Annotated in this window: 24 protein-coding genes; 20 read left to right on the top strand and 4 right to left on the bottom strand. The window is 70.8% G+C overall.

Annotated features, from left to right (window positions below):
* The first annotated feature begins 18 nt into the window (after nt 1-18).
* The 6 genes from EDD92_RS36245 (at nt 19) to EDD92_RS36220 (ending at nt 6,011) form a co-directional block, all read left to right on the top strand.
* Nucleotides 19-903 carry a carbohydrate ABC transporter permease gene (locus EDD92_RS36245; protein ID WP_123968208.1) on the top strand — a complete coding sequence of 295 codons (885 nt, stop codon included), beginning with the start codon at nt 19-21 and terminating at the stop codon, nt 901-903.
* Nucleotides 903-1,808 carry a carbohydrate ABC transporter permease gene (locus tag EDD92_RS36240; RefSeq protein WP_123968207.1) on the top strand — a complete coding sequence of 302 codons (906 nt, stop codon included), beginning with the start codon at nt 903-905 and terminating at the stop codon, nt 1,806-1,808. The genes EDD92_RS36245 and EDD92_RS36240 overlap by 1 nt, the downstream gene beginning before the upstream one ends.
* Nucleotides 1,809-1,830: 22 nt before the next feature.
* Entirely contained in the window at nt 1,831-3,492 is a 1,662-nt protein-coding gene (locus EDD92_RS36235) for a family 43 glycosylhydrolase (protein WP_123968206.1), read from the top strand.
* 209 nt (nt 3,493-3,701) lie between these two features.
* Nucleotides 3,702-4,745: a LacI family DNA-binding transcriptional regulator gene (locus EDD92_RS36230; protein WP_123968205.1), complete on the top strand. Its 1,044-nt coding sequence runs from the start codon at nt 3,702-3,704 to the stop codon at nt 4,743-4,745.
* A gap of 178 nt (nt 4,746-4,923) precedes the next feature.
* Entirely contained in the window at nt 4,924-5,556 is a 633-nt protein-coding gene (locus EDD92_RS36225; protein ID WP_123968204.1) for a VOC family protein, read from the top strand.
* 53 nt (nt 5,557-5,609) lie between these two features.
* Nucleotides 5,610-6,011, top strand: a complete 402-nt coding sequence (locus EDD92_RS36220) for a VOC family protein (RefSeq protein ID WP_123968203.1) — start codon at nt 5,610-5,612, stop codon at nt 6,009-6,011.
* Here EDD92_RS36220 and EDD92_RS36215 read toward each other — a convergent pair.
* Nucleotides 5,994-6,680 (bottom strand): DUF6597 domain-containing transcriptional factor, encoded by a 687-nt coding sequence (locus EDD92_RS36215; RefSeq protein WP_123968202.1) that lies wholly within the window; start codon nt 6,678-6,680, stop codon nt 5,994-5,996. The two genes, EDD92_RS36220 and EDD92_RS36215, sit on opposite strands and share 18 nt — an antisense overlap.
* Nucleotides 6,681-6,690: 10 nt before the next feature.
* Nucleotides 6,691-7,626: an AraC family transcriptional regulator gene (locus EDD92_RS36210; RefSeq protein ID WP_123968201.1), complete on the bottom strand. Its 936-nt coding sequence runs from the start codon at nt 7,624-7,626 to the stop codon at nt 6,691-6,693.
* Between the two features lie 80 nt (nt 7,627-7,706).
* Between EDD92_RS36210 and EDD92_RS36205 the strand changes: the two genes are divergently transcribed.
* Nucleotides 7,707-8,549 (top strand): NmrA family NAD(P)-binding protein, encoded by an 843-nt coding sequence (locus tag EDD92_RS36205; RefSeq protein ID WP_123968200.1) that lies wholly within the window; start codon nt 7,707-7,709, stop codon nt 8,547-8,549.
* Between the two features lie 102 nt (nt 8,550-8,651).
* Here the strand turns inward: EDD92_RS36205 and EDD92_RS36200 are convergent, their stop codons facing one another.
* A complete protein-coding gene (locus EDD92_RS36200) occupies nt 8,652-9,797 on the bottom strand; it encodes a YihY/virulence factor BrkB family protein (RefSeq protein ID WP_123968199.1) in 1,146 nt (381 codons plus the stop codon).
* Nucleotides 9,798-9,829: 32 nt separating this feature from the next.
* Nucleotides 9,830-10,228 carry a hypothetical protein gene (locus EDD92_RS36195; RefSeq protein ID WP_123968198.1) on the bottom strand — a complete coding sequence of 133 codons (399 nt, stop codon included), beginning with the start codon at nt 10,226-10,228 and terminating at the stop codon, nt 9,830-9,832.
* A gap of 294 nt (nt 10,229-10,522) precedes the next feature.
* Between EDD92_RS36195 and EDD92_RS36190 the strand changes: the two genes are divergently transcribed.
* From EDD92_RS36190 to EDD92_RS36135, 13 genes are all read left to right on the top strand, one after another.
* Complete coding sequence (locus tag EDD92_RS36190) at nt 10,523-12,964, top strand: Pls/PosA family non-ribosomal peptide synthetase (RefSeq protein WP_123968197.1); 2,442 nt, start codon at nt 10,523-10,525, stop codon at nt 12,962-12,964.
* A gap of 20 nt (nt 12,965-12,984) precedes the next feature.
* Complete coding sequence (locus EDD92_RS36185; protein ID WP_123968196.1) at nt 12,985-15,099, top strand: amino acid adenylation domain-containing protein; 2,115 nt, start codon at nt 12,985-12,987, stop codon at nt 15,097-15,099.
* Nucleotides 15,100-15,245: 146 nt separating this feature from the next.
* Nucleotides 15,246-16,253, top strand: coding sequence for a TauD/TfdA family dioxygenase (locus EDD92_RS36180; protein ID WP_123968195.1), 1,008 nt, complete (start codon nt 15,246-15,248; stop codon nt 16,251-16,253).
* Complete coding sequence (sbnB, locus tag EDD92_RS36175) at nt 16,250-17,305, top strand: 2,3-diaminopropionate biosynthesis protein SbnB (protein WP_123968194.1); 1,056 nt, start codon at nt 16,250-16,252, stop codon at nt 17,303-17,305. Before EDD92_RS36180 ends, sbnB begins: the two co-directional genes overlap by 4 nt.
* A gap of 37 nt (nt 17,306-17,342) precedes the next feature.
* Nucleotides 17,343-18,314, top strand: coding sequence for a 2,3-diaminopropionate biosynthesis protein SbnA (gene sbnA, locus EDD92_RS36170; protein WP_123968193.1), 972 nt, complete (start codon nt 17,343-17,345; stop codon nt 18,312-18,314).
* A 177-nt stretch (nt 18,315-18,491) separates the two neighbouring features.
* Nucleotides 18,492-20,126, top strand: a complete 1,635-nt coding sequence (locus EDD92_RS36165; protein ID WP_123968192.1) for an acyl-CoA dehydrogenase family protein — start codon at nt 18,492-18,494, stop codon at nt 20,124-20,126.
* Between the two features lie 294 nt (nt 20,127-20,420).
* On the top strand, nt 20,421-21,710 hold the full coding sequence (locus tag EDD92_RS36160; protein WP_123968191.1) for a GAF domain-containing protein: 1,290 nt from the start codon (nt 20,421-20,423) through the stop codon (nt 21,708-21,710).
* 174 nt (nt 21,711-21,884) lie between these two features.
* Complete coding sequence (locus EDD92_RS36155) at nt 21,885-23,159, top strand: hypothetical protein (protein ID WP_123968190.1); 1,275 nt, start codon at nt 21,885-21,887, stop codon at nt 23,157-23,159.
* A gap of 188 nt (nt 23,160-23,347) precedes the next feature.
* Complete coding sequence (locus EDD92_RS36150) at nt 23,348-23,920, top strand: GNAT family N-acetyltransferase (protein WP_123968189.1); 573 nt, start codon at nt 23,348-23,350, stop codon at nt 23,918-23,920.
* 127 nt (nt 23,921-24,047) lie between these two features.
* Nucleotides 24,048-24,131: a putative leader peptide gene (locus EDD92_RS52200; RefSeq protein WP_309486338.1), complete on the top strand. Its 84-nt coding sequence runs from the start codon at nt 24,048-24,050 to the stop codon at nt 24,129-24,131.
* A gap of 148 nt (nt 24,132-24,279) precedes the next feature.
* Nucleotides 24,280-25,977: a nitrite/sulfite reductase gene (locus tag EDD92_RS36145; RefSeq protein WP_123968188.1), complete on the top strand. Its 1,698-nt coding sequence runs from the start codon at nt 24,280-24,282 to the stop codon at nt 25,975-25,977.
* Nucleotides 25,974-26,153 (top strand): hypothetical protein, encoded by a 180-nt coding sequence (locus EDD92_RS36140; RefSeq protein ID WP_099932046.1) that lies wholly within the window; start codon nt 25,974-25,976, stop codon nt 26,151-26,153. The genes EDD92_RS36145 and EDD92_RS36140 overlap by 4 nt, the downstream gene beginning before the upstream one ends.
* Nucleotides 26,150-26,860, top strand: a complete 711-nt coding sequence (locus EDD92_RS36135) for a phosphoadenylyl-sulfate reductase (RefSeq protein WP_123968187.1) — start codon at nt 26,150-26,152, stop codon at nt 26,858-26,860. The genes EDD92_RS36140 and EDD92_RS36135 overlap by 4 nt, the downstream gene beginning before the upstream one ends.
* The last annotated feature ends 5 nt before the right edge of the window (nt 26,861-26,865 follow it).

Below are 26,865 nucleotides of genomic sequence, written 5' to 3'. Positions count from 1 at the left end.
GGCCGGGGGCGAGAACCGATGATTCGCTCACTGCGCTGGAAGGGTGCCGCCTTCACGGTGCCCTTCCAGCTCGGCTTCGTCTTCCTCTATCTGCTCCCGATCGGCTACGCGGTCTACCAGTCGCTGTACCGCGAGCAGCAGTCCGGGCTGGGGCTCGGCGGCTCGACGCAGAAGTTCACCGGGCTGGACAACTACCAGCACGGCCTGACCGACTCGGCGTTCATGGGTTCGGTGCTGCGGGTGGTGCTGTTCGCCTGCGTGCAGATCCCCGTGATGCTGCTCATCAGCCTCGTACTGGCGCTGTTCCTGGACACCTTGACCTCGAAGGTCGCCGGGCGGTTCCGGATCCTGCTCCTGGTGCCGTACATGATCCCCGGCGTGGTCGCCGCGCTCGTGTGGATCAACCTGTACAGCCCGGACGTCGGCCCGCTGACCCCGCTGGGCAAGGTGTTCGGCTTCGACTGGAACTTCTTCGCGCCGTCGATGGTGTGGCCGTCCATCGGCAATCTGCTCACCTGGCACGGTGTCGGCTACAACATGGTGATCATCTACTCGGCGCTGCGGGGCGTCCCGCGCGAGCTGTTCGAGGCGGCGCGGCTCGACGGCGCCTCCGAGGGGCGGATCGCGCTCAGCATCAAAATCCCGTTCGTACGGGGCGCGTTGGTGCTGACCGGAATGCTCTCGATCATCCAGATGCTCCAGATCTTCAACGAGCCAGCGCTGTTCCGGAACATCACCCCGCAGACGGTCAGCGACAGCTTCACCCCGATCATGATCATCTACAACCAGGCGTTCAACGCCGGCAACTACCACTACGCCGCGGCCCTGTCGGTGCTGCTCGCCCTCATCCTCGGCGTCGCCTCCTTCCTCTTCTACCGGCTGACCGCAAAGGAGGCGGACTGATGACGCTCACCGAAGAGCGCACCAAGCCGTATGCCGTCCGGCGCCTCAACCGCCCCGACCCGGCGGCCCGTTCCCGCGGCGGCCAGCGCTTTCTCCTCGTCGGCCTGGCGCTGGCCAGTGTCTACAGCCTCTTCCCCGTGTGGTGGCTGATGGTCGCCGCCACCAAGGACCGCGTCGGCCTCTACCAGAGCAACGGCCTGTGGTTCTCCGGCTGGCACCTCTGGGACAACCTGCGCCAGCTGTTCACCTACGAGCACGGCATCTTCCTGCGCTGGACCGCCAACTCCCTCCTGTACGCAGGGGTCGGCTCACTCGGCGGCACCCTGCTCGCCCTCGCCACGGGTTACGGTCTCGCCCGCTTCGAATTCCCCGGCCGGAACCTGGTGTTCGCGTGTGTGGTCGGCTCGTTCCTGATCCCGATCGCGCTGCTCACCCTGCCGCTGTATCTGCTGTTCTCGCAGATCGGCATGGTCGACACGCCCTGGGCGATGCTGATCCCCTGCCTGATCAACCCGTTCAGCGTGTACCTCGCCAAGGTCTACACCGAGGCCACGATCCCGTACGAGCTGCTGGAGGCGGCCCGGATCGACGGCGCCGGTGAGCTGAGGATCTTCTTCAGCATCGTGCTGCGGATGATGACGACGGGCGGGGCCACCGTCTTCCTGCTGGCCTTCGTCAACACCTGGAACGCCTTCTTCCTCCCGCTGACCGTTCTGCGCGGCGAGAACAACTGGACCCTCAACATCGGCCTGTACAACTGGTCCGGCAAACGCCTCGAGTCCGGAGTGGACCTGACCAGTCTGGTGCTGACCGGCGCGCTGCTGTCCATCGTGCCGATGGCGATCATGATGGTGGCGATGCGCCGCTACTGGCGGACCGGCGTCACCCTGGGGGCCCTCAAGTGACCGTTCCCTCAGGAGCCTTGACGTGACGCTGCTGCACAACCCCGTCATCCGCGGCTTCGCTCCGGATCCCTCGCTGGTCCGAGCCGGCGACTGGTACTACGTGGCGACGAGCTCCTTCGAGTGGTTCCCGACCATCCCCATCCACCGTTCGCGGGACCTGGCCCACTGGGAGTACGCGGGCCATGTGCGCGGTGCCGCCCCCGGCGACTCGCTGGCCGGTGTGCCGGACTCGGGCGGCATCTGGGCGCCGTCGCTGAGCTGGGACGGTGAGCGGTTCTGGGTGGTGTACTCGGTCGTCCGGTCGGTGGGGACGCCGTACTTCGACACCGACACGTACGTCAGCACGGCCACCGAGGTGAGTGGCAAGTGGACGACCCCGCAACGGGTCGGGAGCCATGGCTTCGATCCCGCGCTCTTCCACCACGAGGGGCGGCTGTGGCTGCTCAACCTGCAGAACGACCACCGACCGGGTGGACGCCGGTTCGCCGGGATCGTCCTGAACGAGCTGGACCGGGAGACGCTGAACCCGGTCGGTGGCACCCACTTGCTGCTGCAGCACGAACGGCTCGTCGAGGGCCCGAAGCTGCTGCGGCGGGAGGGCTGGTTCTACCTGGTCCTGGCGGAGGGCGGCACGGGCTTCGAGCACGGGGTGCGGGTGGCACGCGCTCGCGCGATCACAGGCCCGTACGAACTCGACGACCGGCCGCTGCTCACATCGCGCGACGACGCGTCGCTGCCGTTGCAGAAGGCCGGGCACGGCGAACTGGTGCAGACTCCGGGCGGGGACTGGGTGCTCAGCCACCTGACGGCCCGCCCGGTACGGACGCCGGAGGGCCCGCGCTGCACGCTGGGCCGGGAGACGGCGGTCCAGGCGGTGGCTTGGGATGAGGACGGCTGGCCGAGGATGCCGCACGGGGGTTGGCATCCGGCCGTCGAGGTCGACGTACCGCCTCATCCCGAGCCGCTGCCGCCTCGACGCGCGGGCACCGATCCCGAGCCGCGGCCGCCTCGACCCACGGGCACCGATCCCGAGCCGCTGCCTACCCAACTCACCGAATCCGACGAGCCGTTGGGCTGGCCGTGGAGCACCCTGCGGGCGGCCCCCGATCCGTCCTGGGCGGACACCACGAGCCGTCCGGGGTGGATCCGGCTGCGCGGCCGGCACGGGCCCGAGTCGCGGTGGGCGCACAGTCTGCTGGCCCAGCGGATCACGGAGCACCGGGCGGAGGCCGAGGTCACCGTAGAGGCGCGGCCGGACAGCTTCACTCAGGCCGCCGGGATGGTGCTCCGGTACAACGCGGAGGCGTATCTGAGCCTGGACCTGACCTGGGCGGAGCCCGAGGGTGAAGGGCAGCGCGGGCAGCAGTGGCGGGGCGGCGGCCGTACCGTCCTGCGGCTCGTGGAGCGCGACGAGGCGAGCACGCGGACGGTGGCCGTGGTCGACGTCGACGCGGATGCTCCGGTGACGCTGGGCGTGACGACCGACGGGGCCGAGGCTCGGTTCTGGTGGGTGCGCGGCGGGGTGCGTGTGCCCGTCGGGGAGCCGTTGGACTTCGGCAGGCTCTCGGACGACCACGGATCCAAGCTCCGTTTCACCGGGGCGATGGCCGGCATCCATGCCGTGGACCTGGTGGACGCGGCGTTCACGGCCGACTTCACCGGCTTTCGGCTGATCTGCCGGTAGCCCTCGCAGTCCTCTGCGGGCGGCTGTGGCCTTCATCTCCCAGCGGCCGTCGCCGCGTTCGAAGTTTCGAAAGTTCGGAACCGCAAAGACCTGCGAAGTCCGGCCTCTTCCCGATGTGATCCGGTGAACTTAGTGTAGGAAGCGCTTACTGTTTCCGCGCTGGTCGAAACTTTTCATGGCCCTCGGGCGGGCCGGAGAGGTGGTTCCCGATGGTCCGCACGGGGAGTGCGAGCGTGGCGGCCGGGCCGACGCTTGCGGTCGTGGCCCGCGAGGCGGGCGTGTCCGTGCCGACCGCCTCCAAGGTGGTCAACGGTCGGGAGGACGTGGCTCCGGAGACGCGCCGCCGCGTCACCGAGGCACTGGACCGGCTCGGCTATGTCCGCAGACCCAGGTTCGACGCGGCGAAGACGCCGGGGCTGGTCGACCTGGTCGTGCACTCGCTGGAGAGTTCCTGGTCGGGGGCGGTGCTGCACGGCGTGGAGGCGGCGGCGCACGACGTGGGTCTCGAGGTGGTCGTCTCGGCGGGACTCACCCGCACGCGTGGCGGGCGCCCGGAGCGCGGCTGGCTGGACAAGCTGATCGCGCGCGGTTCGTCCGGAGTGCTGTTCAACCTGGCCGAGCTGACGCCGTCGCAGTACGCCTGGCTGGACACGCACCGCATCCCGTACGTCCTGATCGACCCGATCCTCGAACCGCCGCCGGGCGTGGTGTCGGTGGGCGCAGCGAACTGGCAGGGCGGGGTCACCGCGACCGAGCACCTGCTCTCCCTCGGCCACGAACGCATCGCCGTCATCGCCGGTCACCAGCGCAAGATGTGCAGCAGCGCCCGGGTCGCCGGGTACCGCTCGGCACTCGCGTCGGCGGGCGTCCGCCACCGGCCCGAGTACGTCCGGCACGCCGGCTTCGACGAGACCCTCGCGCACCGCCGCATGCTGGACCTCCTCGACCTGCCCGAGCCGCCGACGGCGGTCTTCGTCTGCTCCGACCACATGGCGCTGGGTGTGTACAAGGCCCTGGCCGTACGGGGGTTGAGGGTCCCGGACGACATCAGCGTGGTGGGCTTCGACGACCTGCCCGAGTCCCGCTGGATCGCTCCCGCTCTGACCACGATCCGGCAGCCGCTGTCGGAGATGGCGGCGGGGGCGTTGCACTTGCTTGTGCGGATGATGGCCGGGGATCGCCCGGAGAGCACACGTACGGAGCTGTCCACGCGGCTGGTGGAGCGGGCCAGCACGGGGTGCCCCCGGCGGTAGTGCCGGTTTGCGTCGTTGGTTGTCTGCGGGTGCGTCGTGGTTGCTCGCGCCCACGCGGCGGAGCCGCATATCGACACAGCCCCGCGCCCCTTGAGGGGCGCTGCTGAACCGCCTGGCTGCATCAGTTCCGCCGCACAGGCGTTCCATTGTGGAGGCTGTCTGCGTAGCCTCGGCTTCGATGAACGCCATTCCCGCGCACCTGGACCATCTCGTGCTTGCCACGCCCGAACTCGCGGCGACAGTCGCCGAGTTCGCTCGGCGCACCGGTGTGACGCCCGCGCCCGGCGGTGCCCATGTCGGCTTCGGCACCCGCAACCACCTGGTGTCGCTGGGCGGGTCCAGCTATCTGGAGATCATCGGCCCTGATCCGGAGCAGGCCGGGCCTCAGGGCCCGCGCCCGTTCGACGTCGACCAGTTGGTCTCCGCGCGTACGGTGACCTGGGCGATCAGTCCGCCGGACCTGGACGCGGCGGTCGTGGCGGCGCGGGCGCGGGGGTACGACCCCGGGCCGGTACGCCCGATGAGCCGCCGGCGGCCGGACGGCACGCTGCTGGAGTGGCGCCTGACCGACGGCGACACCGCGCACCCTTCCGGTCTCGTCCCCTTCCTCATCGACTGGGGGTCCTCGGCGCACCCGACGGCTACGGGGCTGCCCGTCACTCCCCTGCTCCGGCTGTCGGCCACCGCCCCGGACCCCGACGAGATACGGCCCCTGCTGTCCGCCGTCGGTGCCGAGCTCGTCGTGACCGAGGGGCCGGTGGGTCTCTCGTTCACGGTGGACACGCCCCGTGGGCCGGTGACCTTCGGCTGAGCCTGTCCGATTCCTTCAAGACCGGCCGCCGGGGTGCTGCCTACGGTGACGGCATGACTCCACGATTCGCCGTGGTCGGCCTGGTCGTCTCCGACATGGCCGCCTCGCTCGCCTTCTACCGTCGTCTCGGGCTCGTCTTCCCCGAGGGCTCCGAGGACCAGCCGCACGTCGAGGCCGAACTGCCCGGCGGGCTGACCCTCGCCCTGGACCCCGAGGAAACCGTCCGTTCCTTCCACCCCGGGTGGCAGCCGCCGTCCGCCGGCGGCCGGATCTCGCTCGCCTTCCGGTGCGGGTCGCCCGCCGAGGTCGACTCCGTCTACGAGGACCTCGTGGGCGCCGGGTACCACGGCGAGCTGAAGCCGTGGGACGCCTTCTGGGGGATGCGGTACGCCGTCGTGCAGGACCCGGACGGCAACGGCGTCGACCTGTTCGCGCAGCTACCCACGGCCGAGTAGCTGCCCGAGCCGCAGCCCCGCCAGCTCCTTCACGTCCCGGGCCAGATGGGCCTGGTCGGCGAACCCGGCCCGGGCCGCGGTCTCCGCGAACGGCAGCCCTTCCCGGGCCAGCCCCAGCGCCCGCTGCAGCCGCAGCACGCGGGCCAGCATCTTGGGACCGTAGCCGAAGGCGGCCAGGGAGCGGCGGTGCAACTGGCGGGCACCGAGGCCGAGTTCGTCGGCGGTGGCCGCGACCGGGCGGCCCTCGCCGAGGGCGGTCACCAGGTGCCGTAGCAGCGGGTCGGGGGGTTCGGTGTCGGCGGCCAGCCGCAGCGCCAACTCCTCCAGCCCGCCTGCCGGTTCGGCGGCGGCGTTCACGCGCGCGGTGAGACGGCGGACCTCCGCGGCCGGCCGCAGGTCGGTGAGCGCAACACGCCGGTCGCGCAGCTCGTGCGCGGGCACGCCCAGGAAGGCGGGCGCGGTGCCGGGGTAGAAGCGGACGCCCACCCACACTCCGGGCTCGCCCGCGGTGACGTACGCGTGCGTGTCGGGCCCCGCCACCAGCAGCCGGCCCTGGTGCCACAGCAGGTCCATGCAGCCGTCGGGCAGCACACGTCCGACTCCGGCCTCGGACGGGGTGTTCGTCCACACGACGGCCCCGGTCAGCCGGGACGCCCTCTCCGTGTACACGTACGGAAGGCTACGCCGTCCGCGTCCGGTGCTCCTGCGGGCTCACGCCGTACACCCGCTTGAAGGCGCTGGACAGTGCGAACGCGCTGCCGTAGCCGACCTGGCGGGCGATCGCCTCCAGGGTGTCGTCGGTGTCGCGCAGCCGGTCGGCGGCCAGGGCGAGGCGCCGGCCGGTCAGGTATGTCATCGGGGGCTCGCCCACGAGGCCGGTGAAGCGGCGGGCGAGGGCCGCCCGGGAGACTCCCGCCTTGGCCGCGAGCGAGGCGACCGTCCAGGGGTGGGCGGGGTCGTCGTGGAGCAACCGGACGACCCGGCCCACCACAGGGTCCGCCAGCGCCTGGTACCAGGCCGGTGCAGCCGCCTCCGGGCGGGCGAACCAGGCCCTGAGCGCGGCGATCACCAGCAGGTCGAGGAGGCGGTCCAGGACGACCTCCTGGCCCGGCTCGTCCCGCACGATCTCCTCCATGAGGAGCGGCGTGAGCGGGCAGTCCCACACCTCGGGGGTGAGGGACAGCAGCGGCGGCAGGGCGTCCAGCAGCCGCCCGCTGACCTCGGCCTGCCACAGATAGGTGCCGATCAGCATGACGGCCGAGCCGTCGAGCCGGTCGCCCCAGGTGCGCACGCCGAGGTCCATCACGCCGTTGAGGGAACGCCCGTCGGGGTAGCGGCACTCGGCACCCGGCAGGATCAGCGCCTGCGGTTCCGTCTCGGGGGCGTCGGCGCAGGTGTACGGGTCCGGGCCGCGGGCGATGGCGAGGTCGCCGGGCCGCAGCAGCACCCGCTCCCCCGCGTCCGGCATGATCCACGCCTCGCCGCGGGCCATCAGCATGACGGTGAGCGGGGCGCGGTCCTCGATGCGCACGCACCAGGGCGGTTCGAAACACGCCCGGATCATGAACGCGCCCCGCGCACGGGGTCCGTCGAGGAGACCTGCAAGGGGGTCCATGCGGTGAGCGTAGACGCCCGCGCATGGGAATGAGCCGTTCAGCGATGGGGTCCTGGGGCGTGCGGCCCTTGACTGGAGGCATGGCGGACAACGCAGCGAACACACAGGACATGACGGTTGTGGTGACCGGTGCCTCGGGGCGCACCGGGAGCCGCGTGGCGCAGGCGGCACGGGCGGCGGGGCTCGCGGTGCGGGCCGCCTCCCGCGCCCACGGTTTCGACTGGGAGGACCCGACGACCTGGGCCGGGGCCCTGCGGGGCGCCGACGCGGCGTACCTCATGTACCCGTCCGACGTCGGCGCCCCCGCGGCGACGGCGGGCGTCGCGGCGCTCGCCCGGGAGGCGGTCGGGCTCGGGGTGCGGCGGCTGGTGCTGCTGTCGGCGCGCGGCGAGGAACAGGCGCTGGTGACCGAGGAGGCGCTGAAGGCGTCGGGTGCGGACTGGACGGTGGTACGGGCCGCGTGGTTCGCGCAGAACTTCAGTGAGGGGCCGCTGGTGGAGGAGTTGCGCAGGGGGGAGCTGGTGTTTCCGGCAGGCGAGGTGCGGGAGCCGTTCGTCGATGTGCGGGACATCGCGGACGTGGTGGTGGCCGTGCTGATGTCCGGGGAGCGGTATGCCGGGCGGACGGTGGAGGTGACGGGGTCGCGGCTGCTGTCTTTCCGCGAGGCGGTTGCGGAGATCTCCGAGGCGACCGGCAGGGAGCTCAAGTACACGCCGGTTCCGGCGCGCGTCTATGGAGAAGCGCTGACCGGTTTCGGGGTTCCGCCCGAGGAGGCGGAGTTCCTGGTGGAGATATTCGAGGGGCTGCTCGACGGGCGGAATGCGCACCTCACGGATGGTGTGCATCAGGTTCTTGGCCGTGCGCCGCGTGATTTCGGGGAGTTCGTGAGGGAAGCTGCGGCAGCGGGGGTGTGGAAGGTGTAGAGGGTCGCGCCATCGAGGTGCGGACGTCTGTGGAGTGCCGCTTGTATGTGGTTGACCGCGCCCACGCGGCGGAGCCGCATATCGATACAGCCCCGCGCTCCTTCAGGGCGCCTCCGAACCGTCCTGTTTGTGGTGCGGATGGGTGCTCTTCACATGCGTGCGCAAGCGCGATGTCACGTCCTCCGGCGGCAGGAAGCGGGACCAGCGTTCCGGGAACTCGGAGGGCATGTCCGGGTCGCCCGGGTCGGTCTCGTGGCCGGCGGCGGCGCGGGCCACGTGCTCGGCCAGCTGCACCTCGCGCAGCCGCTCGTTCGCGGCGCGGGCCGCGGCGGTCGCGGCGGCCGGCCAGACCCGGTCGATCGCGGCGTTGACCGCGGCCCCGACGAGGACGGCGAACGCGGACACACCGATCCACAGCAGCACGGCGACGGGCGCGGCGAGCGAGCCGTAGATGGTGGGGCCCTCGACCGTGCTGGTCAGGTAGATGCGCAGCAGGAAGCTGCCGAGGACCCACATCGCGAGGGCGACCAGGGCGCCGGGCACGTCCTCGATCCACGGGGAGCGGACGGGCACGGACACGTGGTACAGCGTGGTCAGGAAGGCGATGGACAGGACGATGACGACGGGCCAGTACAGGACCTGTACGACGGTCGTCGACCACGGCACGACGTTCACCACCGCGTCCGGCCCGGCCACCATCAGGGGCAGCGCGATCGAGCCGATCAGCAGCGCCACGATGAACAGCACGAAGGACACCAGGCGGGTCTTGACGATGCCCCGGACGCCGTCGAGGCCGTACATCACGGTGATGGTGTCGATGAAGACGTTCACGGCGCGGGAGCCCGACCACAGGGCGAACAGGAAGCCGATGGAGATGACGTCGGGCCGGCCGCCCTTCATGACGTCGTGCAGGATCGGCTGGGCGATCTCCGACACGCCCTTGTCGGACAGGACGGTGCGGGACGCCTCCAGAAGGTTGTTCTCCAGGCTGGCGATGGAGTCGGCGCCGGTCCAGTCGTCGACGTAGCCGAGCAGACCGATCAGGCTCAGCAGCAGCGGTGGCACGGACAGCAGCGTGAAGAACGCGGCCTCGGCCGCGAGGCCCAGGATGCGGTACTCCATGCACGAGTTGACGGTGTCCTTGAGCAGCAGCCAGGCAGTCCTGCGCTTCGAGACGTTCCGATAGAGGGCACGCGCCCGGTGGAGACGCCCGGAAGGGCTCTGCGGCGATTCACTTGCTGACTGCACGACCTAACGGTATCCGCCGAGGCCGACTGCACTCATCCCCGTCCCCTGCGGCCGCCGGAGCAATCGGACGATTTTTCTGTCATGTCCGCGTTGGCCTGATTGATCCGGTTTCCATCCGGCCGCCCGTGTAAACGGCCCACGCCGTCAGCCTGATCGGAAAATCCATGGGGTTGCGAAATCGCCATCGACCGAAATTTCCTTGAACCGTTCATGGAGTTTCCGAAATAATTCGCGTTGCATTCGTCGTGCACGCTGAGGACGACTCGGGCGCACACGGCACGGGGGACTTCAAGGGCCTGGGACCAGGCATCCCATCCAGCCGCGTTACCCGTGATCCGCATGGGATCCATGCGGATCACGCCGTGCTGCCCTGCGTCATTTTCACGCGGCCACTTCACACCCTTCCGCAACATTCCGAACTCGAATCCCATCGCTTCCCACTGTTATTGAATTCCGCCCCGCCGTGAACAGCGGGCGGAGTTCCGCCGTATTGGTCTCGGGGGAATTTTCATGCCGGCTCCACATTCGTTGACGCGTACACCACCGAAAAGCCACCGAGGCGGCGCGGGTCGGCCCTGATCGGGATGTTCCCCGTACATGCGTGCGACTCGCTGCGTGCGCGCCGGGCAGCGGAATGTCCGCTCCCGGCAACAGCCCGGTCGGCGCCGGAACCGGGCGGGCGGCAAAAGTCGTAAAGCCTGTAAAACCTGTAAGGAGCGCCCGTGGTGGGAAAAATCGACACCGGCACCGAAAATGTCCTGGCCGAGGTTCTGTCGGGTGTCGTCAGCAAGGAACACATACCGGTCGACAGCCACTTCTTCGACGATCTCGGCGCCAATTCGCTGACCATGGCCCACTTCTGCGCCCGTGTCAGAAAGCACCCGGATCTTCCGTCGGTGTCGATGAAGGACGTGTACGGCCATCCGACGATCCGCAGGCTGGCGGCGGCCCTCGACACCGCACCGGCTCCCGCCCCTGCGTCGGCGGAGATCGAGGCGCCCGCGCCCGTGCCCGGCAGCACCCCGCGCTATTTCCTGTGCGGCGCGCTGCAGTTTCTGGTCTTCGCCGCCTACTGCGCGCTCGCCGGAATCGTCATGGACCGGGGCTACGAGTGGATCTCGGCCGTGGACGGGGTCGCCGACATCTATCTGCGGTCGCTGGTCTTCGGGGCCGCGGTCTTCGTCGGCGCCTGTCTCGTCCCGATCGCCGCCAAGTGGCTGCTGGTCGGCCGCTGGAAGGAGACCGACTTCCCGGTGTGGAGCCTCGCCTACGTCCGCTTCTGGACCGTCAAGGCGCTGCTGCACGCCAACCCGCTGATCCTGTTCACCGGCAGCCCGCTGTACGTGCTGTATCTGCGGGCGCTGGGCGCGAGGATCGGCAAGGGCGTCACGATCCTGACCCACACCGTGCCGGTCTGCACCGACCTGCTGACGGTCGGCGCCGGTTCGGTGATCCGCAAGGACTCCTTCGTCCTGTGCTACCAGGCGCACGCGGGCCGTATCCGCACCGGCCGGGTGACCCTCGGCCGGGACGTGTACATCGGTGAGAAGTCCGTCCTCGACATCGGTACGACGATGGGTGACGGCGCCCAGCTCGGCCACTCCTCCGCCCTGTACGGCGGCGCCTCGGTCCCGGCGGGCGAGCGCCGGCACGGCTCCCCCGCCCAGCCCACGGACCTCGACTACGTCCGCGTGCCCCCGTCCCGTGTCTCCACCCTGCGCAGGACGGTGTACGGCCTCGGCGGGCTGCTGCAGATGCTGGTCGTCTACGTCCCCGTCGCGGTCGGCGGCACCTATCTGCTGCTGACGGTGGTGCCCGCCCTCCACACGCTGCTCGACCCGGCCACCGGGGACCTGGGCTCGGCCGCGTTCTACGGCGAGGCGCTGGGCTTCTCGCTGGCCGTCTACGCGGGCTTCCTGGTCCTCGGCCTCGCCGCCGTGTCCCTGCTGCCGCGCCTGCTGGGCACACTACTGCGCCCCGACCGGGTCTACCCGCTCTACGGCTTCCACTACTCGGTGCAGCGCGCGATCGCCCGCATCAGCAACGTCAAGTTCTTCAAGTGGCTGTGCGGCGACAGCTCCTACATCGTCCACTACCTCAGGTCCATCGGCTACGACCTCTCGTACGTCGAGCAGACCGGCTCGAACTTCGGCACGGAGGTCCAGCACGAGACACCGCACCTGGTGACCGTGGGCAGCGGCACGATGGTCGCCGACGGCCTGTCGATCGTGAACGCCGACTTCTCCGGTACGTCCTTCCGCGTCTCGCGCGCGACGATCGGACCGCACAACTTCCTCGGGAACAACATCGCCTACCCCAGCGGCGGCCGCACCGGCGAGAACGTCCTGCTGGCGACGAAGGTGATGGTCCCGCTGGACGGCCACCTCCGCGAGGGCGTGGGTCTGCTGGGCTCGCCCGCCTTCGAGATCCCGCGCTCGGTGGAGCGCGACAGCCGCTTCGACCATCTGCGCGAGGGCGCGGAACTGCACCGCCGGCTGGCCGCGAAGAACCGCTACAACCTGCGCTCGATGGGCCTGTTCCTGTTCGTGCGCTGGCTGCACTGGTTCGCCCTCAGTGTGATCGGCTTCGCCGCCTTCGACCTGTACGGCGGTGGCGGCACCGTCGGCGGTCTGCTGATCGGCGCGTCCCTGATCGTGGGCCTGGCGTTCAGCACCGGCTACTACGTGCTGGTGGAGCGGCTGATCACCCGCTTCCGGCCGCTCAAGCCGCGGCTGGTGTCGATCTACGACCCGCACTTCTGGTGGGTGGAGCGTCTGTGGAAGGTGCCCGACAACCACCTCGTGGTGTTCAACGGGACACCGTTCAAGAGCTTCGTCTGGCGGCTGCTGGGCGTCCGCATCGGGCGCCGGGTCTTCGACGACGGCTGCTACCTCACCGACCGCACACTCACGGCGATCGGCGACGACTGCACGCTCGCCGCACACACCAAGGTGCAGGCCCACTCGCAGGAGGACGGCACCTTCAAGTCCGACCACATCAGCATCGGCGCCGGCTGCACGCTCGGCACCGGAGCACTCGTGCACTACGGCGTCTCGATGGGCGACGGCGCCGTCCTCGCGCCCGACTCCTTCCTGATGAAGGGCGAGGAGATGCCGCCCGGGGCGCGCTGGGGCGGGAACCCGGCGGTCGCGCCGCGGCACGCATGACAACAGGGGGAACCGAACTCATGGAAACGATCCCGCGATGGACGCTCGACCCGGTCCCTGGCCTCGCGGAACACCAAGTCCCGCTGCCACAAGGCACATCGGTGCAGCCGCCCGACCTGGCGGCCGCGCACGCCAGGGTGCTGGCCGCACTGACCGGCGAACAGACCGACTACGACCCCGCGCTGCAGGTGACCGTCACGGACGGCATCCTGCGCCTGCGCTACCGCACCGACGTCCTCGACGCCGAGGCCGCCGCCCGCATCACCGGCTACCACCTCACCGCGCTCACCGAACCCGACCGCCCCACCCTGCTCTCCGAGGACGAACTCCGCTTCCAGCTGGACGAGTTGGCGGGCCCGGCGAGGGAGCTACCGGAGTGGCGGGTGCACGAGCTGTTCGAGCAGCGGGTCGCCCTGCACCCGGACGCGGTGGCCGTCGTGCAGGGCGGACGGCAGTGGACCTACCGGGAGCTCGGCTCCCGCGCGAACCGCGTCGCCCGGGCGCTGCTGGAACGCGGCCTGCGGCGTGAGGGCGTGGTCGCGGTGGTGATGGAGCGGAACCTGGACTGGGCGGCCGCCGTGCTCGGCGTGTTGAAGGCGGGCGGCGTGTATCTGCCGGTCGAGCCGCACTTCCCGGCCGACCGCATCGCGCGGACCCTCGCCCGGGCCGACTGCGAGCTGGTCCTCACCGAACGCGGCAGCGACGGCAACGTCGACCGGGCGGCCCGGAAGCTGTTCGCCGACACCGCGTACGCCGAGGGCCACGCCGACGACGACCTGGGCATCGCCGTCGCTGCCGACCAGCTCGCGTACATCTACTTCACGTCCGGCTCCACCGGCGAGCCCAAGGGCGCCATGTGCGAGCACGCCGGCTTCGTCAACCACGTCCTCGCCAAGATCGACGACCTGGGGATCGGCGCCGGGCGGACGGTCGCGCAGACCGCGCCGCAGTGCTTCGACATCTCCCTGTGGCAGCTGGTCTCCGCCCTGCTCGTCGGAGGGCGGACGCTGTTGGTCGGGCAGGAGACGATCCTGGACGTGCCACGGTTCGTGGACACGGTCGTACGGGGCCGGGTGAACGTGCTGCAGATCGTGCCGTCGTATCTGGAGGCCGTGCTCGCCGAGCTGGAGCAGCGGCCGCGCGAACTGCCCGACCTGCGCTGCGTGTCGGTCACCGGGGAGGCGGTCAGGAAGGAGCTGGTGCAGCGCTGGTTCGACGCCGTGCCCGGGATCCGGCTCGTCAACGCCTATGGCCTGACGGAGACTTCGGACGACACCAACCACGAGGTCATGGACCGGGCGCCGGACCAGGAGCGGGTGCCGCTCGGGCGGCCGATCGCGAACGTACGGGTGTACGTCGTCGACGAGGACCTGGTACCCGTACCGCTGGGCGCGCCCGGCGAGATCGTCTTCTCCGGGGTGTGCGTGGGGCGGGGGTACGTCAACGACCCTGAGCGCACGAAGGCGGCCTTCACGGACGACCCGTACCGGCCCGGCGAGCGGCTGTACCGCAGCGGCGACCACGGGCGCTGGCTGCCCGACGGGAAACTGGAGTTCCTCGGCCGCCGGGACAGCCAGGTCAAGCTCCGCGGGTTCCGCGTGGAGATCGGCGAGATCGAGAACGCCCTGCTGCGGGTGCCCGGCGTGCGGGACGGCGCCGTGGTCGTCGTCAGGGGTACGCAGCTGGTGGCGTTCTGCACCGGTTCGCAGCCGGTGGGCGCCGACGAGGTGCAGGGCAGGCTGGCCGCCTCGCTGCCGCCGTACATGGTCCCGGCGGTCGTGCACTGGCGGGAGCGGCTGCCGCTGACCGCCAACGGCAAGACCGACCGCAAGACGCTGACCGCGCTCGCCGAGGAGCTCGACGCGGGCGACTCCGGTGCGCCGGGGACGGCCGCTGAACGGCGGCTGGCCGCGGCGTGGGCCGAGGTGCTCGGCATTCCCGCCGAGCGGATCGGCCGTCTGGACCACTTCTTCGACCGCGGCGGCACCTCGCTGTCCGCCGTGAGGCTCGCTATCGCCCTTGACCGGGCGATCACCCTCAAGGACGTCAACCACAATCCGGTCCTTGCCGACCTGGCGGGGCTGCTGGGCGCTCCGCGGGCTGTACCCGATTACGGCTCCGCCGCGGGCCGGTGAGTATCTGCGGACGCGTCGTGGCGGGTCGCGCCCGCGCGGCGGAGCCGCAGACCGATACAGCCCCGCGCCCCTTCAGGGCGCCACCGAACCATCCCCGACCTCGCCCGACCTACACGGAGCCGGCACCACTGAAAGGAACCCGTGCAATGACGCACTCGTCCCCAGCCCTTCTACCGGACATCGAACAGACCCTCGGGCGCCCACCACTCCTGCACGCCAAGTCCGTTGGAGACCCCGCGAGTTGGGTCGCGGAGCACCGCGACGCGCTGCGGGCCGCGGTCGCCGAGCACGGCAGCCTGCTGGTCCGCGGACTGGGCCTGACCGGACCCACGGCCACGGAGGAGGTGTTCCGGCACCTCTCCAGCGGCCGTCTGATGGCCGACCGGGAGCCCTTCGCGCCCCGCCGCTCCTACGCCGACGGCGTGTACTCCTCCTCCAAGTGGCCGCCCAACCAGCAGATGTGCATGCACCACGAGCTCAGCTACGCCCTGGAGTTCCCCGGTCTGCTGCTCTTCGCCTGTCTGGTGGCACCGGAGACGGGCGGAGCGACCGCGGTCGCCGACAGCCCGACCGTGCTCCGGGCGCTCCCCGCCGGCCTGGTCGAACGGTTCGAGCGGGAGGGCTGGCTGCTGACACGGACGTACAACGACGAGATCGGGGCGTCGGTCGCCGAGGCCTTCGGCACCGACGACCGGGCCGCCGTCGAGCGCTACTGCCGTACGAACGCCATCGAGTTCTCCTGGCAGGCCGACGGCTCGCTGCACACCCGCCAGCACCGCAGTGCCGTCGTGCACCACCCGGTGAGCGGCCGGCGCTGCTGGTTCAACCAGATCGCCTTCCTCAACGAGTGGACGATGGACCCCGAGGTGCGCGAGTACCTGGTGGACGTCTACGGCCCCGACGGCCTGCCGTTCAACACCCGGTTCGGGAACGGCGATCCGCTCGACGAGGACATCGTCCGGACCGTCAACGAGGTCTACGAGGCCCACACCCTGCGCGAGCCCTGGCACTCCGGTGACCTGCTGCTCGTCGACAACATCCGCACCGCGCACAGCAGGGAGCCCTTCGACGGGCCGCGCGAGGTGCTGGCCGCACTGGGCGACTCGGTGCGGCTGACGGACTGCGCGCCGACCATCGAGGTGAGGACTGCATGACCAGCACGGAAAGCACAGCCCAAAGCGGCCTGGGCGCGCCGCCGTTCGCGGTGATCTCCGGCGAGCAGGTGCAGTCGGTGCTGCACGGGCGGGAGCCGGAGATCGCCGAACTCGTCGAGGCCGTGTACCGGCTGCACGGGGCGGGCGACTCGGTGAACCCGCCGTCGTACTTCCTGCGCTTCCCGAACCGTCCGACCTCCCGGATCATCGCGCTGCCCGCCTCGCTCGGCGGACCACTGCGGGTGGACGGCCTGAAGTGGATCTCCAGCTTCCCCGAGAACACGAAGTCCGGCCTGCCGCGCGCCTCCGCCGTACTGATCCTCAACGACCCGGACACCGGCTACCCGTTCGCCTGCCTGGAGAGCTCGGTGATCAGTGCGACGCGCACGGCGTCCTCGGCGGCGCTGGCCGCCGACCGACTGAGCCGGACCCGCCCGCGTCCGGCCCGGGTCGGCTTCATCGGCACCGGTCTCATCGCCCGCTACATCCACACCCATCTCACCGCCACCGGCTGGGAGTTCGAGGAGACGGGCGTGTACGACCTGTCGCCCGACAGCGCGGCCGGTTTCCGCGGCTACCTGGAGCGCTCGGGCGCCAAGGGCAACGTCACGCTGCACGACGCCCCCGAATCCCTGGTCCGCTCCTCCGACCTGCTGGTGTTCGCCACGGTCGCGTCCGCGCCGCACATCCACGATCCGTCGTGGTTCTCCCACCACCCGCTGGTGCTGCACGTGTCGCTGCGCGACCTGGACCCGGCGATCCTGCTCGCGTCGGCCAACTACGTCGACGACGTCGAGCACTGCCTCAAGGCCCAGACCTCGCCGCACCTGGCCGAACAGCTGACGGGGAACCGGGAGTTCCTCGACGGCACGCTGAACGACGTACTGACCGGGCGGGCGACCGTCCCGGAGGACCGGACGGTGGTGTTCTCCCCGTTCGGACTGGGGGTGCTCGACCTCGCGGTCGGCAAGTTCGTCCACGACGAAGTGGCCCACAGGGGCGGGCTGCACGTCGTGGACGGGTTCTTCCACGAGCTGCGCCGGCACGGCTGACCTGCCGGTCATCGTGGCGCATGAGGAGGGGGGCATCATGCCCGTCATTTCTGATCCCGTTCAGTTCAACGAGGAGGAGCTCTACGTCGACCTCCGGGCCGCACTGGGGCTGCCGCTGTACCTGAAGTGCGAAGGCTTCAACTTCGCCGGCTCGATCAAGCTCAAGGCGGCCACCGAGATGGTGAACGCCGCCGAACGCGACGGTCTGCTGCGGCCCGGCTCGGTCCTGGTCGAGTCGTCGTCCGGGAACCTGGGCGTGGCGCTGAGCGTGATCGCGGCGAGCCGGGGCTACCGGTTTCTGTGCGTGACCGACGCGCGCTGCAACCAGCCGACGATCCGGCTGATGGAGTCCCTCGGCAGCCAGGTGCACGTCATCGAGGAACCGGACACGCGCGGCGGCTTCCTGGGCGCGCGGCTCTCGTACGTGCGGGCGCTGTGCGCGTCCGACGACAGATACATCTGGCTCAACCAGTACACCAACCAGGGCAACTGGAAGGCGCACTACCGCACCACGGCCCCCGCCATCGCCCGCCGCTTCCCGCACCTGGACGTCCTGTTCGTCGGGGCCGGCACGACCGGGACCCTGATGGGCTGCGCCCGCTGGTTCTGGCAGTGGCGGCGCCGGGTGCGCATCGTCGCCGTCGACAGCGTCGGCTCGGTGAGCTTCGGCGGGACGCCGGGGCGCCGGATGATCCCGGGGCTCGGGACGAGCGTGCCGCCGGCGCTGCTCGACGAGTCGTACGTGGACCACCTGGTCCGCGTCGAGGAGAGCGACGCCGTCCTCGCCTGCCGCCGCCTGGCCGCCCGCGGCTTCATGTTCGGCGGCTCCACGGGCACCGTGATCAGCGGCGCCGGCCAGTGGCTCGCCGAACACGGCCACCAGGGCCTCACCTCGGTGGCCATCGCCCCGGACCTCGGCGAGCGCTATCTGGACACGGTGTACCGGGAGGGCTGGCCGGCGGACGCGATCGAGCACGAGGCGACACCGGCGATGGCACGACTGGCATAGCTCCTTCGAGGCCGGTCGGTGCTTCTTTCACGCCGGCCGGTGCAACTCAGCCCGTCGTGGGGCCCCCCGCTCGAGCGAAGCCGAGAGTGGGGGAGTTTGAGGACGAGGCCGTTCAGGCCGACGGGGGGGCGCAGCCCCCTGGTGGCCCACGACACCGCCCGGGGGTACCTTCGCCGCATGGCAGGCCGCACCCACACCGTGACCAACCAGCCCCCACCCCTGGCCGACTACGACCTCTTCGGCGCCGACCGTGCCCTCACCGCGGCCGTCGAACGGCACCTGGACCCCGAGCTGCTCGACGAGGCACACGGCGACCTGGCCGCGCTCGGCCGGGCCTCCGGTTCCGCACAGCTGCAGGAGTGGGCGGTCCAGGCCAACGAGAACCCGCCCCGGCTGCGGACGCACGACCGCCACGGCCACCGTGTCGACGAGGTCGACTTCCACCCCGCCTGGCACCGCCTGCTCGGCAAGGGTGTCGCCGCGGGGCTGACAGCGGCCTGGGCCCGCCCCGGCGGCCATGTCCGCAGAGCCGCCGCGTTCCTGGTGTGGACACAGGTCGAGGCCGGGAACCTCTGCCCCCTGTCGATGACCCATGCCGCCGTCCCCGCCCTGCGCACCGACCCGGACCTCGCCGCCGAGTGGGAGCCGCGGCTCACTTCCATGGTCTACGACCGCGAGCTGCGGCCCGCCCGCCTCAAGGCCGGGGCGCTGTTCGGGATGGGCATGACGGAGAAGCAGGGCGGCAGCGACGTACGCGCCAACACGACGGCCGCACGGCCCCTCGCCGAGGAGGGGACGTACGAGCTCACCGGGCACAAGTGGTTCTGCTCGGCCCCGATGTCCGACGGGTTCCTGGTGCTCGCCCAGGCTCCGGACGGTCTCACCTGCTTCCTCGTGCCGCGCGTGCTGGAGGACGGCTCGCGCAACGTCTTCCTGATCCAGCGGCTCAAGGACAAGCTCGGCAACCGCTCCAACGCCTCCAGTGAGGTCGAGTTCGACGGCACCTGGACCCGCCGGGTCGGCGAGGAGGGGCACGGGGTGCGGACCATCATCGACATGGTGGCGGCGACCCGGCTGGACTGCGTGCTGGGCTCGGCGGGTCTGATGCGGCAGGCGGTCGCGCAGGCCGTGCACCACTGCACGTACCGGGAGGCGTTCGGCGCGAAGCTGGTCGACAAGCCGCTGATGCGCAACGTCCTGGCCGACCTCGCGCTGGAGTCCGAGGCGGCGACCACCCTCGCGCTGCGTCTCGCCGCCGCCTGTGACGACGGCGGCGAGCAGGAGCAGGCGCTGCTGCGGATCGCCGTACCGGCCGCCAAGTACTGGGTGACCAAGCGCTGTACGCCGGTGGCGGTCGAGGCCGCCGAGTGCCTGGGCGGCAACGGGTACGTCGAGGAGTCGGGGCTGCCCCGGCTGGTGCGCGAGTCGCCGCTCAACTCGATCTGGGAGGGTGCGGGCAATGTCCAGGCGCTGGACGTGCTGCGCGCCCTGCAGCGGGAGCCGCAGGCCCTGGGCGCCTACCTCCAGGAAGTCGGGCAGGCTCGCGGCGCCGACCACCGCCTGGACGGCGCGATCAAGGACCTGCTGACCGAGCTGGCCGACCTGGACGGGATCGAGGGGCGCGCCCGGCGGCTGACGGAACGGCTCGCCCTGGTGCTCCAGGGTTCGCTGCTCGTCCGGTTCGCCCCGCCGGAGGTGGCCGACGCCTTCTGCGCCTCACGGCTGGGCGGCGACGGGGGCGCGGCCTTCGGGACACTGCCCCACACCCTGGACCTGGCGTCGGTGGTCGAGCGGGCCCGACCGGTGTCCTGACCTGGGATCATGCAGAACGGGGGTGGTGCTGCGCCGACACGGCACCACCCCCGCACAACCGGCCCGTTCGAGGCCACGAACGCCGCTCGGGACGGCGTTGCTCAATATTCAATCAAGCAGGAGCCGGTCCACCAGGGTTGCAAGGGGTTGCAACTTGCTGCTGTCTGGGGCTGGACTGGACCCGTCCGCCGGGAACGAACGGCACTATGAGACGGACAGTACGGACGACTCCGGCTCCGTGGCCGAAACGCGACGAGAAACCGGTTGTCCCGAGCCCTTCTTCCGGGAGGCCAAGTGGTGCACCCGCCGACGGACGTGACGCAGCTCGCCGTGGTCGACACGGCGCGCGCGGCGCGGGTACTCAGCGAGGTCCGCGCCGCCAGACTCTCCGGGCGGCGCACCCCCGTCGCGCCGCGCCCGGTGATCGAGCAGTCCTGGGGGCGCATGCTGCGCAGCGGCATCGACCCCGAACGCGACCACCGTTCCGGGCTGCTGCCCTCCGACGAGGTCCGGCGGCGCCGGGAGTCCACGACGCTGCGGCACGTCCTGCCGGTGCTGCGGGAGGGGCTGCTGTCGGTCGCGGACGTCGCCCACCACATCATGGTGGTCGCCGACGAGGACGGCCGGGTGCTGTGGCGCGAGGGCAGTTCGGCGGTACTGCGCAAGGCGGACGGGCTCGGCTTCGAACTGGGTGCCGACTGGCGGGAGGACGTCGTCGGGACGAACGGCATCGGCACCCCGGCGGTGGTGCGCCGCCCCGTGCAGGTCTTCGCCTCCGAGCACTTCGTGCGCTCGCAGACCTCCTGGACCTGTACCGGCGCGCCCATCACCGACCCGCGCGACGGCCGGCTGATCGGCGTCGTGGACATCAGCGGACCGCTGGAGACGATGCACCCGTCCACGCTCGCCTGGGTGGACTCGGTGGCCAAGCTCGCCGAGGCCCGGCTGCGCGAGCTGCATCTGACCTCGCTGGAGCGGCTGCGCGCGGTGGCCGCACCGGTGCTGGCCCGGGTGGGCGGCCGGGCCCTGGCGGTGGACCGGGACGGCTGGACCGCCGCGGTGACCGGGATGCCGTACACCGGCCGGATCGCCCTGCCCAAGTCGCTGACGGCGGGCCGCCGGTGGCTGCCGCCGCTCGGTCTGTGCTCGGTGGAGCCGCTGGCCGAGGGCTGGCTGGTCCGGGCCACGGACGAGCCGGTGCCGCGCGGTGCCACGCGTATCGTGCTGGACCTGACGCAGCCGCGCCGCTGGTCGGTCACGGTGTCCGGGGCCGCGGGCTCCTGGAGTCATGAACTGAGCCCCCGGCACGCCGAGTTGCTGTATCTGCTCGCCCTGCACCGCAGCGGCCGCAGCGCGGCGGGCCTGGCCGAGGAGGTGTTCGGCGACCCGGCCCGTACGGTGACGGTGCGCGCCGAGATGTCCCGAGTACGGCGCTATCTCGGCGGGTTGCTGGAGCACCGGCCGTACCGCTTCGCGGAGGACGCGGAGGTCGAACTGCTCCTGCCGGCCGACCCGCGCGATCTGCTGCCGCAGTCGACGGCACCGGCGGTGAACAACGTACGGCAGCCGGCCGACCTGCCCTGAACGTGTCCGACACATACCCCTGAGTGACCACACGGCCGTATCTTCCGCATATTTGCACGGTCTTCGTCCCCGAGCGAGCCGGACTGCCGTAGCATCCCTCTACGGGCCACCCCACCTGCTTCTTTGGTCAACACACGGACCAATGGCCGCAGTTGGCCCGCCTCGGGAGGACGTATGAAGCAACGTGGCCGACACCGCAGGCAGAAGCGGGGCCGTGCGCTGCGCGCCTTCCTCGCCGGGACCGCCCTCGCACTCACCGCCGCCGCCACCATGATCAGCGCCTCGCAGGCCACGGTCGGTGACAGGCCGGGGGCCCTGAAGACGCTCGCCGCGTCCGACCGGACGGCCGGGCTGCGGCTCCAGGAGCGTCTGGTGCCGCAGAGCACCCTCGACCGGCTCGCCGCCGCCATGGGCAGGCCCGTCGGCGTGAGCACCGTCCTCGACGACGCCGACCACTCCCTGCTGGGCGCGGCCGACTGTACGACCACGGAGCGCACGGCGCTGCCCGTGGCGCCCGCGGCCACGCGCGCGTACTGCTGGGACGCCGCCGACACCCGCGGCTGGCGGGCCGGCGCGGTCACCACCTCCGGGGACGCGGACGACGACGGCCACTGGGGCACCCACCGCGTGATCCTCTCCGGCTGGACCCACCAGGCGGGCGGGTCGGCGAAGCCCGGCCTCGCCCGGGTCGCCCTCGTCGACGTGAGCGACCCCGACCGCCTCACCTACGCCTGGGCGACCCTCGCCGTCCCGGTCGACGGCGGCCGCGACTACCGCGGGCTGACCTCCCCCGTATCCGGCATGGTCTGGTACCAGGGCAAGCTCCTGGTCACCGCCGCCGACGGGCTGTACGTGTACGACATGCACCGCATCCAGCGGGCCACCGTCGACAGCGGCGCGGTCGGCAGGGTGCGCGGCGGCTGGGCGGCGTACGGCGCGCGGTACGTCCTGCCGGCCGTGGGTTCTTACCGGTTCACGGGGAAGGCCGCCCGCCCGGCGGCGATCTCCCTCGACCGCAGCACCGCGCCCGACAGCCTGGTGGCGAGCGAGTGGGTGCCCGCGGACAGCGGACGGCACACCCGGCTGTGGCGTTATGCGTTCAGCAGCGACCCGGCCCGCGCCGGCCTGCTGGCCACCGACGCCGCGGGACACGCGGTCGCGACCGAGGCGTACGAGACGAAGACAGCAGGCGTCGGCGGCGTCCTGTCGTACGGCTCACAGTGGTACCTGGCCCGCGCTGCGGACACCGCGGACGGCCACGGCACCCTGTGGCGGCAGAACGCGCACGCGGCGAAGGCCACCCGGTGCGGCTCGGACGGGACGAACCGTTGCTGGACCGGACGGGCCGGCTCCCTCTCCTACTGGGAGGAGACCGGTGAGGTCTGGTCCCAGTCCGGGCGGATGCTGTATGCGCTGCCGCTGGGCTCGATCGACGGGTCGCTGGGCTAGTCGCTCCGCGGGTTGTGCCACGATGTGCCGTCGTTCGTCCGCGGGACCGTCGTGGCTGGTCGCGCCGTTCCCCGCGCCCCTTTGGGGCGCTACCGAACCGCCGGCCTTCGCCAGGGCCGCTCAGATCGCGATTCCCCGGAACAGATCGCGATCGACAGATCTACGGGCCGGATGATTCCCTGACCGCCATGACCAACATTCCCGTGACCACCTGGTCCCTGGAGCAGACCGCCCCGACCGACCTGCTTCCGGCCGCCGCGCCGGAGGGGGACGTGCGGATCGTCCGTTCCGAGGTCCCCTCGCCCGAGTTCAGCCGATTCCTGTACGCGTCCGTCGGCGGCGACATCCGCTGGATCGACCGGCTGGGCTGGACGTACGCGCAGTGGCAGGAGCACCTGGACCGGCCGGGCGTGGAGACCTGGGTCGCATACGACCGGGGAACGCCCGCGGGATACGTGGAGCTGGACCCGCAGGACGACGGGGTTGTGGAGATCGTCTACTTCGGTCTGGTGCCCGCCTTCCGGGGCCGGCGCATCGGCGGACACCTGCTGTCGTACGGCGCCGCCCGCGCCTGGGACCTGGCGGAGCGCTGGCCCGCACTGGCGCAGACGAAGCGGGTCTGGCTGCATACGTGCAGCCTGGACGGGGAGCACGCCATGGACAACTATCTGCGCCGGGGCTTCAAGCTCTTCGACACCAAGGTCGAGGAGGAGGCGGAGGTGGCGGCGCCCGGCCCGTGGCCCGGGGCATACCGCGCCTGACCTGCACGGACAAGACCGGCGGCAGCCGATGTGATCGACGACACCCCTGTCTCACATTCCGGGACAAGGATGTCCGCATCATGGACGAAGCTGGACTGTGTCCAGATTGCCATGACACGCTTCCGTCATGTCTGGAACTGGAATTGCCTTGGTGAGTCGGCGGCACGTCGACCTCGGCCGCATGTCCAGCGCCATCTGTCCGGCGAGCTGACGTAGCCCATCAGCGGCCTCCGGCCGCGGGCGCAGCACAGCCGACATCTCTTCCTCAGTCCGATCGCGCAACGACGCGCACGTATGCCCATGCGCCCGAACGCGCAGGTCAGAGCCGCTTTCCCGCCTGTCCCGAAGGACGTAGAACCATGGCCGCCACCCCGCAGAACCCTGCAGCCGCAGCGCCCCGCCGCAAGGTGAGCCGTCACCGCGGTGAGGGTCAGTGGGCCGCCGGGCACCACACCCCGCTCAACGGGAACGAGCAGTTCAAGAAGGATGACGACGGTCTCAATGTGCGGACACGCATTGAGACGATCTACTCCAAGCGCGGCTTCGACTCGATCGACCCCAACGACCTGCGCGGACGTATGCGCTGGTGGGGCCTGTACACCCAGCGCAAGCCCGGGATCGACGGCGGCAAGACCGCGATCCTGGAGCCGGAGGAGCTGGACGACAAGTACTTCATGCTGCGGGTGCGCATCGACGGCGGCCGCCTCACCACCCAGCAGCTGCGTGTGATCGGCGAGATCTCGGAGGAGTTCGCGCGCGGCAGCGCGGACATCACCGACCGGCAGAACATCCAGCTGCACTGGATCCGCATCGAGGACGTCCCGGAGATCTGGAACCGCCTGGAGGCGGTCGGGCTGTCCACCACCGAGGCCTGCGGCGACGTACCGCGCGTCATCATCGGCTCGCCGGTCGCGGGAATCGCCGAGGACGAGATCATCGACGGCACCTCCGCCATCGACGAGATCCACGAGCGCTACATCGGCAGCAAGGAATTCTCCAACCTGCCCCGCAAGTTCAAGACGGCGATCTCCGGCTCCCCGCTCCTGGACGTCGTCCACGAGATCAACGACATCGCGTTCGTCGGCGTCGAGCACCCCGAGCACGGCCCCGGCTTCGACCTGTGGGTCGGCGGCGGTCTGTCCACCAACCCGAAGCTCGGCGTCCGGCTCGGCGCCTGGGTGCCGCTGGACGAGGTGCCCGAGGTGTGGGCCGGCGTGGTCGGCATCTTCCGCGACTGGGGCTACCGGCGCCTTCGTACGCGCGCCCGTCTGAAGTTCCTGGTCGCCGACTGGGGCCCGGAGAAGTTCCGCCAGGTCCTGGAGGACGACTACCTGAAGCGCAAGCTGGTCGACGGTCCGGCACCCGCAGAGCCCTCGGGCCGCTGGCGCGACCACGTCGGTGTGCACCGGCAGAAGGACGGCCGGTTCTACGTCGGTTTCGCCCCGCGCGTCGGCCGCGTCGACGGCGCCACGCTCACGAAGATCGCCGAGGTCGCCGAGGCCCACGGCTCGGGCCGGGTGCGTACGACCGTCGAGCAGAAGATGATCGTCCTCGATGTCGAGGAGGCGCAGGTCGAGCCGCTGGTCGAGGCCCTGGAGGCACTGGACCTGACGGCGAAGCCCTCCCCGTTCCGGCGTGGGACGATGGCCTGCACCGGCATCGAGTACTGCAAGCTCGCCATCGTCGAGACCAAGCAGCGCGGTTCGTCCCTGATCGACGAACTCGAGCGCCGCATCCCGGAGTTCGACGAGCCCATCACCATCAACCTCAACGGCTGCCCGAACGCCTGCGCCCGTATCCAGGTCGCGGACATCGGTCTCAAGGGCCAGCTCGTCCTCAACGACCAGGGCGAGCAGGTCGAGGGCTACCAGGTGCACCTCGGCGGTGCGCTGGGCCTGGAGGCCGGGTTCGGCCGCAAGGTCCGTGGCCTGAAGGTCACCTCCGAGGAGCTGCCCGACTACGTCGAGCGTGTCCTCAAGCGGTTCCAGGCCGAGCGCGAGGACGGCGAGCGGTTCGCCGCCTGGGCCTCCCGTGCCTCCGAGGAGGCCCTCTCATGAGCGAGCGGGCCGCCCCCTTCTACTGCCCCTACTGCGGCGACGAGGACCTCCGTCCGTCCGAGCAGGGCCATGGCGCGTGGGAATGCGCCGCGTGCAACCGGGCTTTTCAGCTGAAGTTCCTCGGGCTGCTCGCCCGGGGTCTTCAGCACTCCGAAGCAGGGGGAGACGACATATGACCGCGGTTCAGGAAGAGAAGGCGACCGAGGACCTGAAGGCGCTCGCCGAGCAGGCCGGCCGCGACCTGGAGGACGCCTCCGCGCTGGAGATCCTCCAGTGGGCGGCCGAGACCTTCGGCAAGCGCTTCTGCGTGACGTCGTCCATGGAGGACGCGGTGGTCGCCCACCTCGCCTCGCGCGCCATGCCGGGTGTGGACGTGGTGTTCCTCGACACCGGCTACCACTTCCCGGAGACCATCGGCACCCGTGACGCGGTCGAGGCCGTGATGGACGTCAACGTCATCACGCTGACCCCGCGTCAGACGGTCGCCGAGCAGGACGCGGAGTACGGCCCCAAGCTGCACGACCGCGATCCCGACCTGTGCTGCAAGCTGCGCAAGGTCCAGCCGCTGGAACAGGGCCTGAAGAACTATGTGGCCTGGGCGACCGGTCTGCGCCGCGACGAGTCCCCGACCCGGGCGAACACCCCGGTCGTCGGCTGGGACGAGAAGCGCCAGAAGGTCAAGATCTCCCCGATCGCCCGCTGGACCCAGGACGACGTGGACGCCTACGTCGCCGAACACGGCGTACTGACCAACCCGCTGCTGATGGACGGCTACGCGTCCGTCGGCTGCGCGCCCTGCACCCGCCGCGTCCTGGAGGGCGAGGACGCGCGCGCGGGCCGCTGGGCGGGCAGCGCCAAGACCGAGTGCGGGCTGCACGGATGACCACG

It is taken from the genome of Streptomyces sp. TLI_185 (assembly GCF_003814765.1).
GTDB lineage: Bacteria > Actinomycetota > Actinomycetes > Streptomycetales > Streptomycetaceae > Streptomyces.
This window is presented reverse-complemented; position numbering and strand designations above follow the sequence as displayed.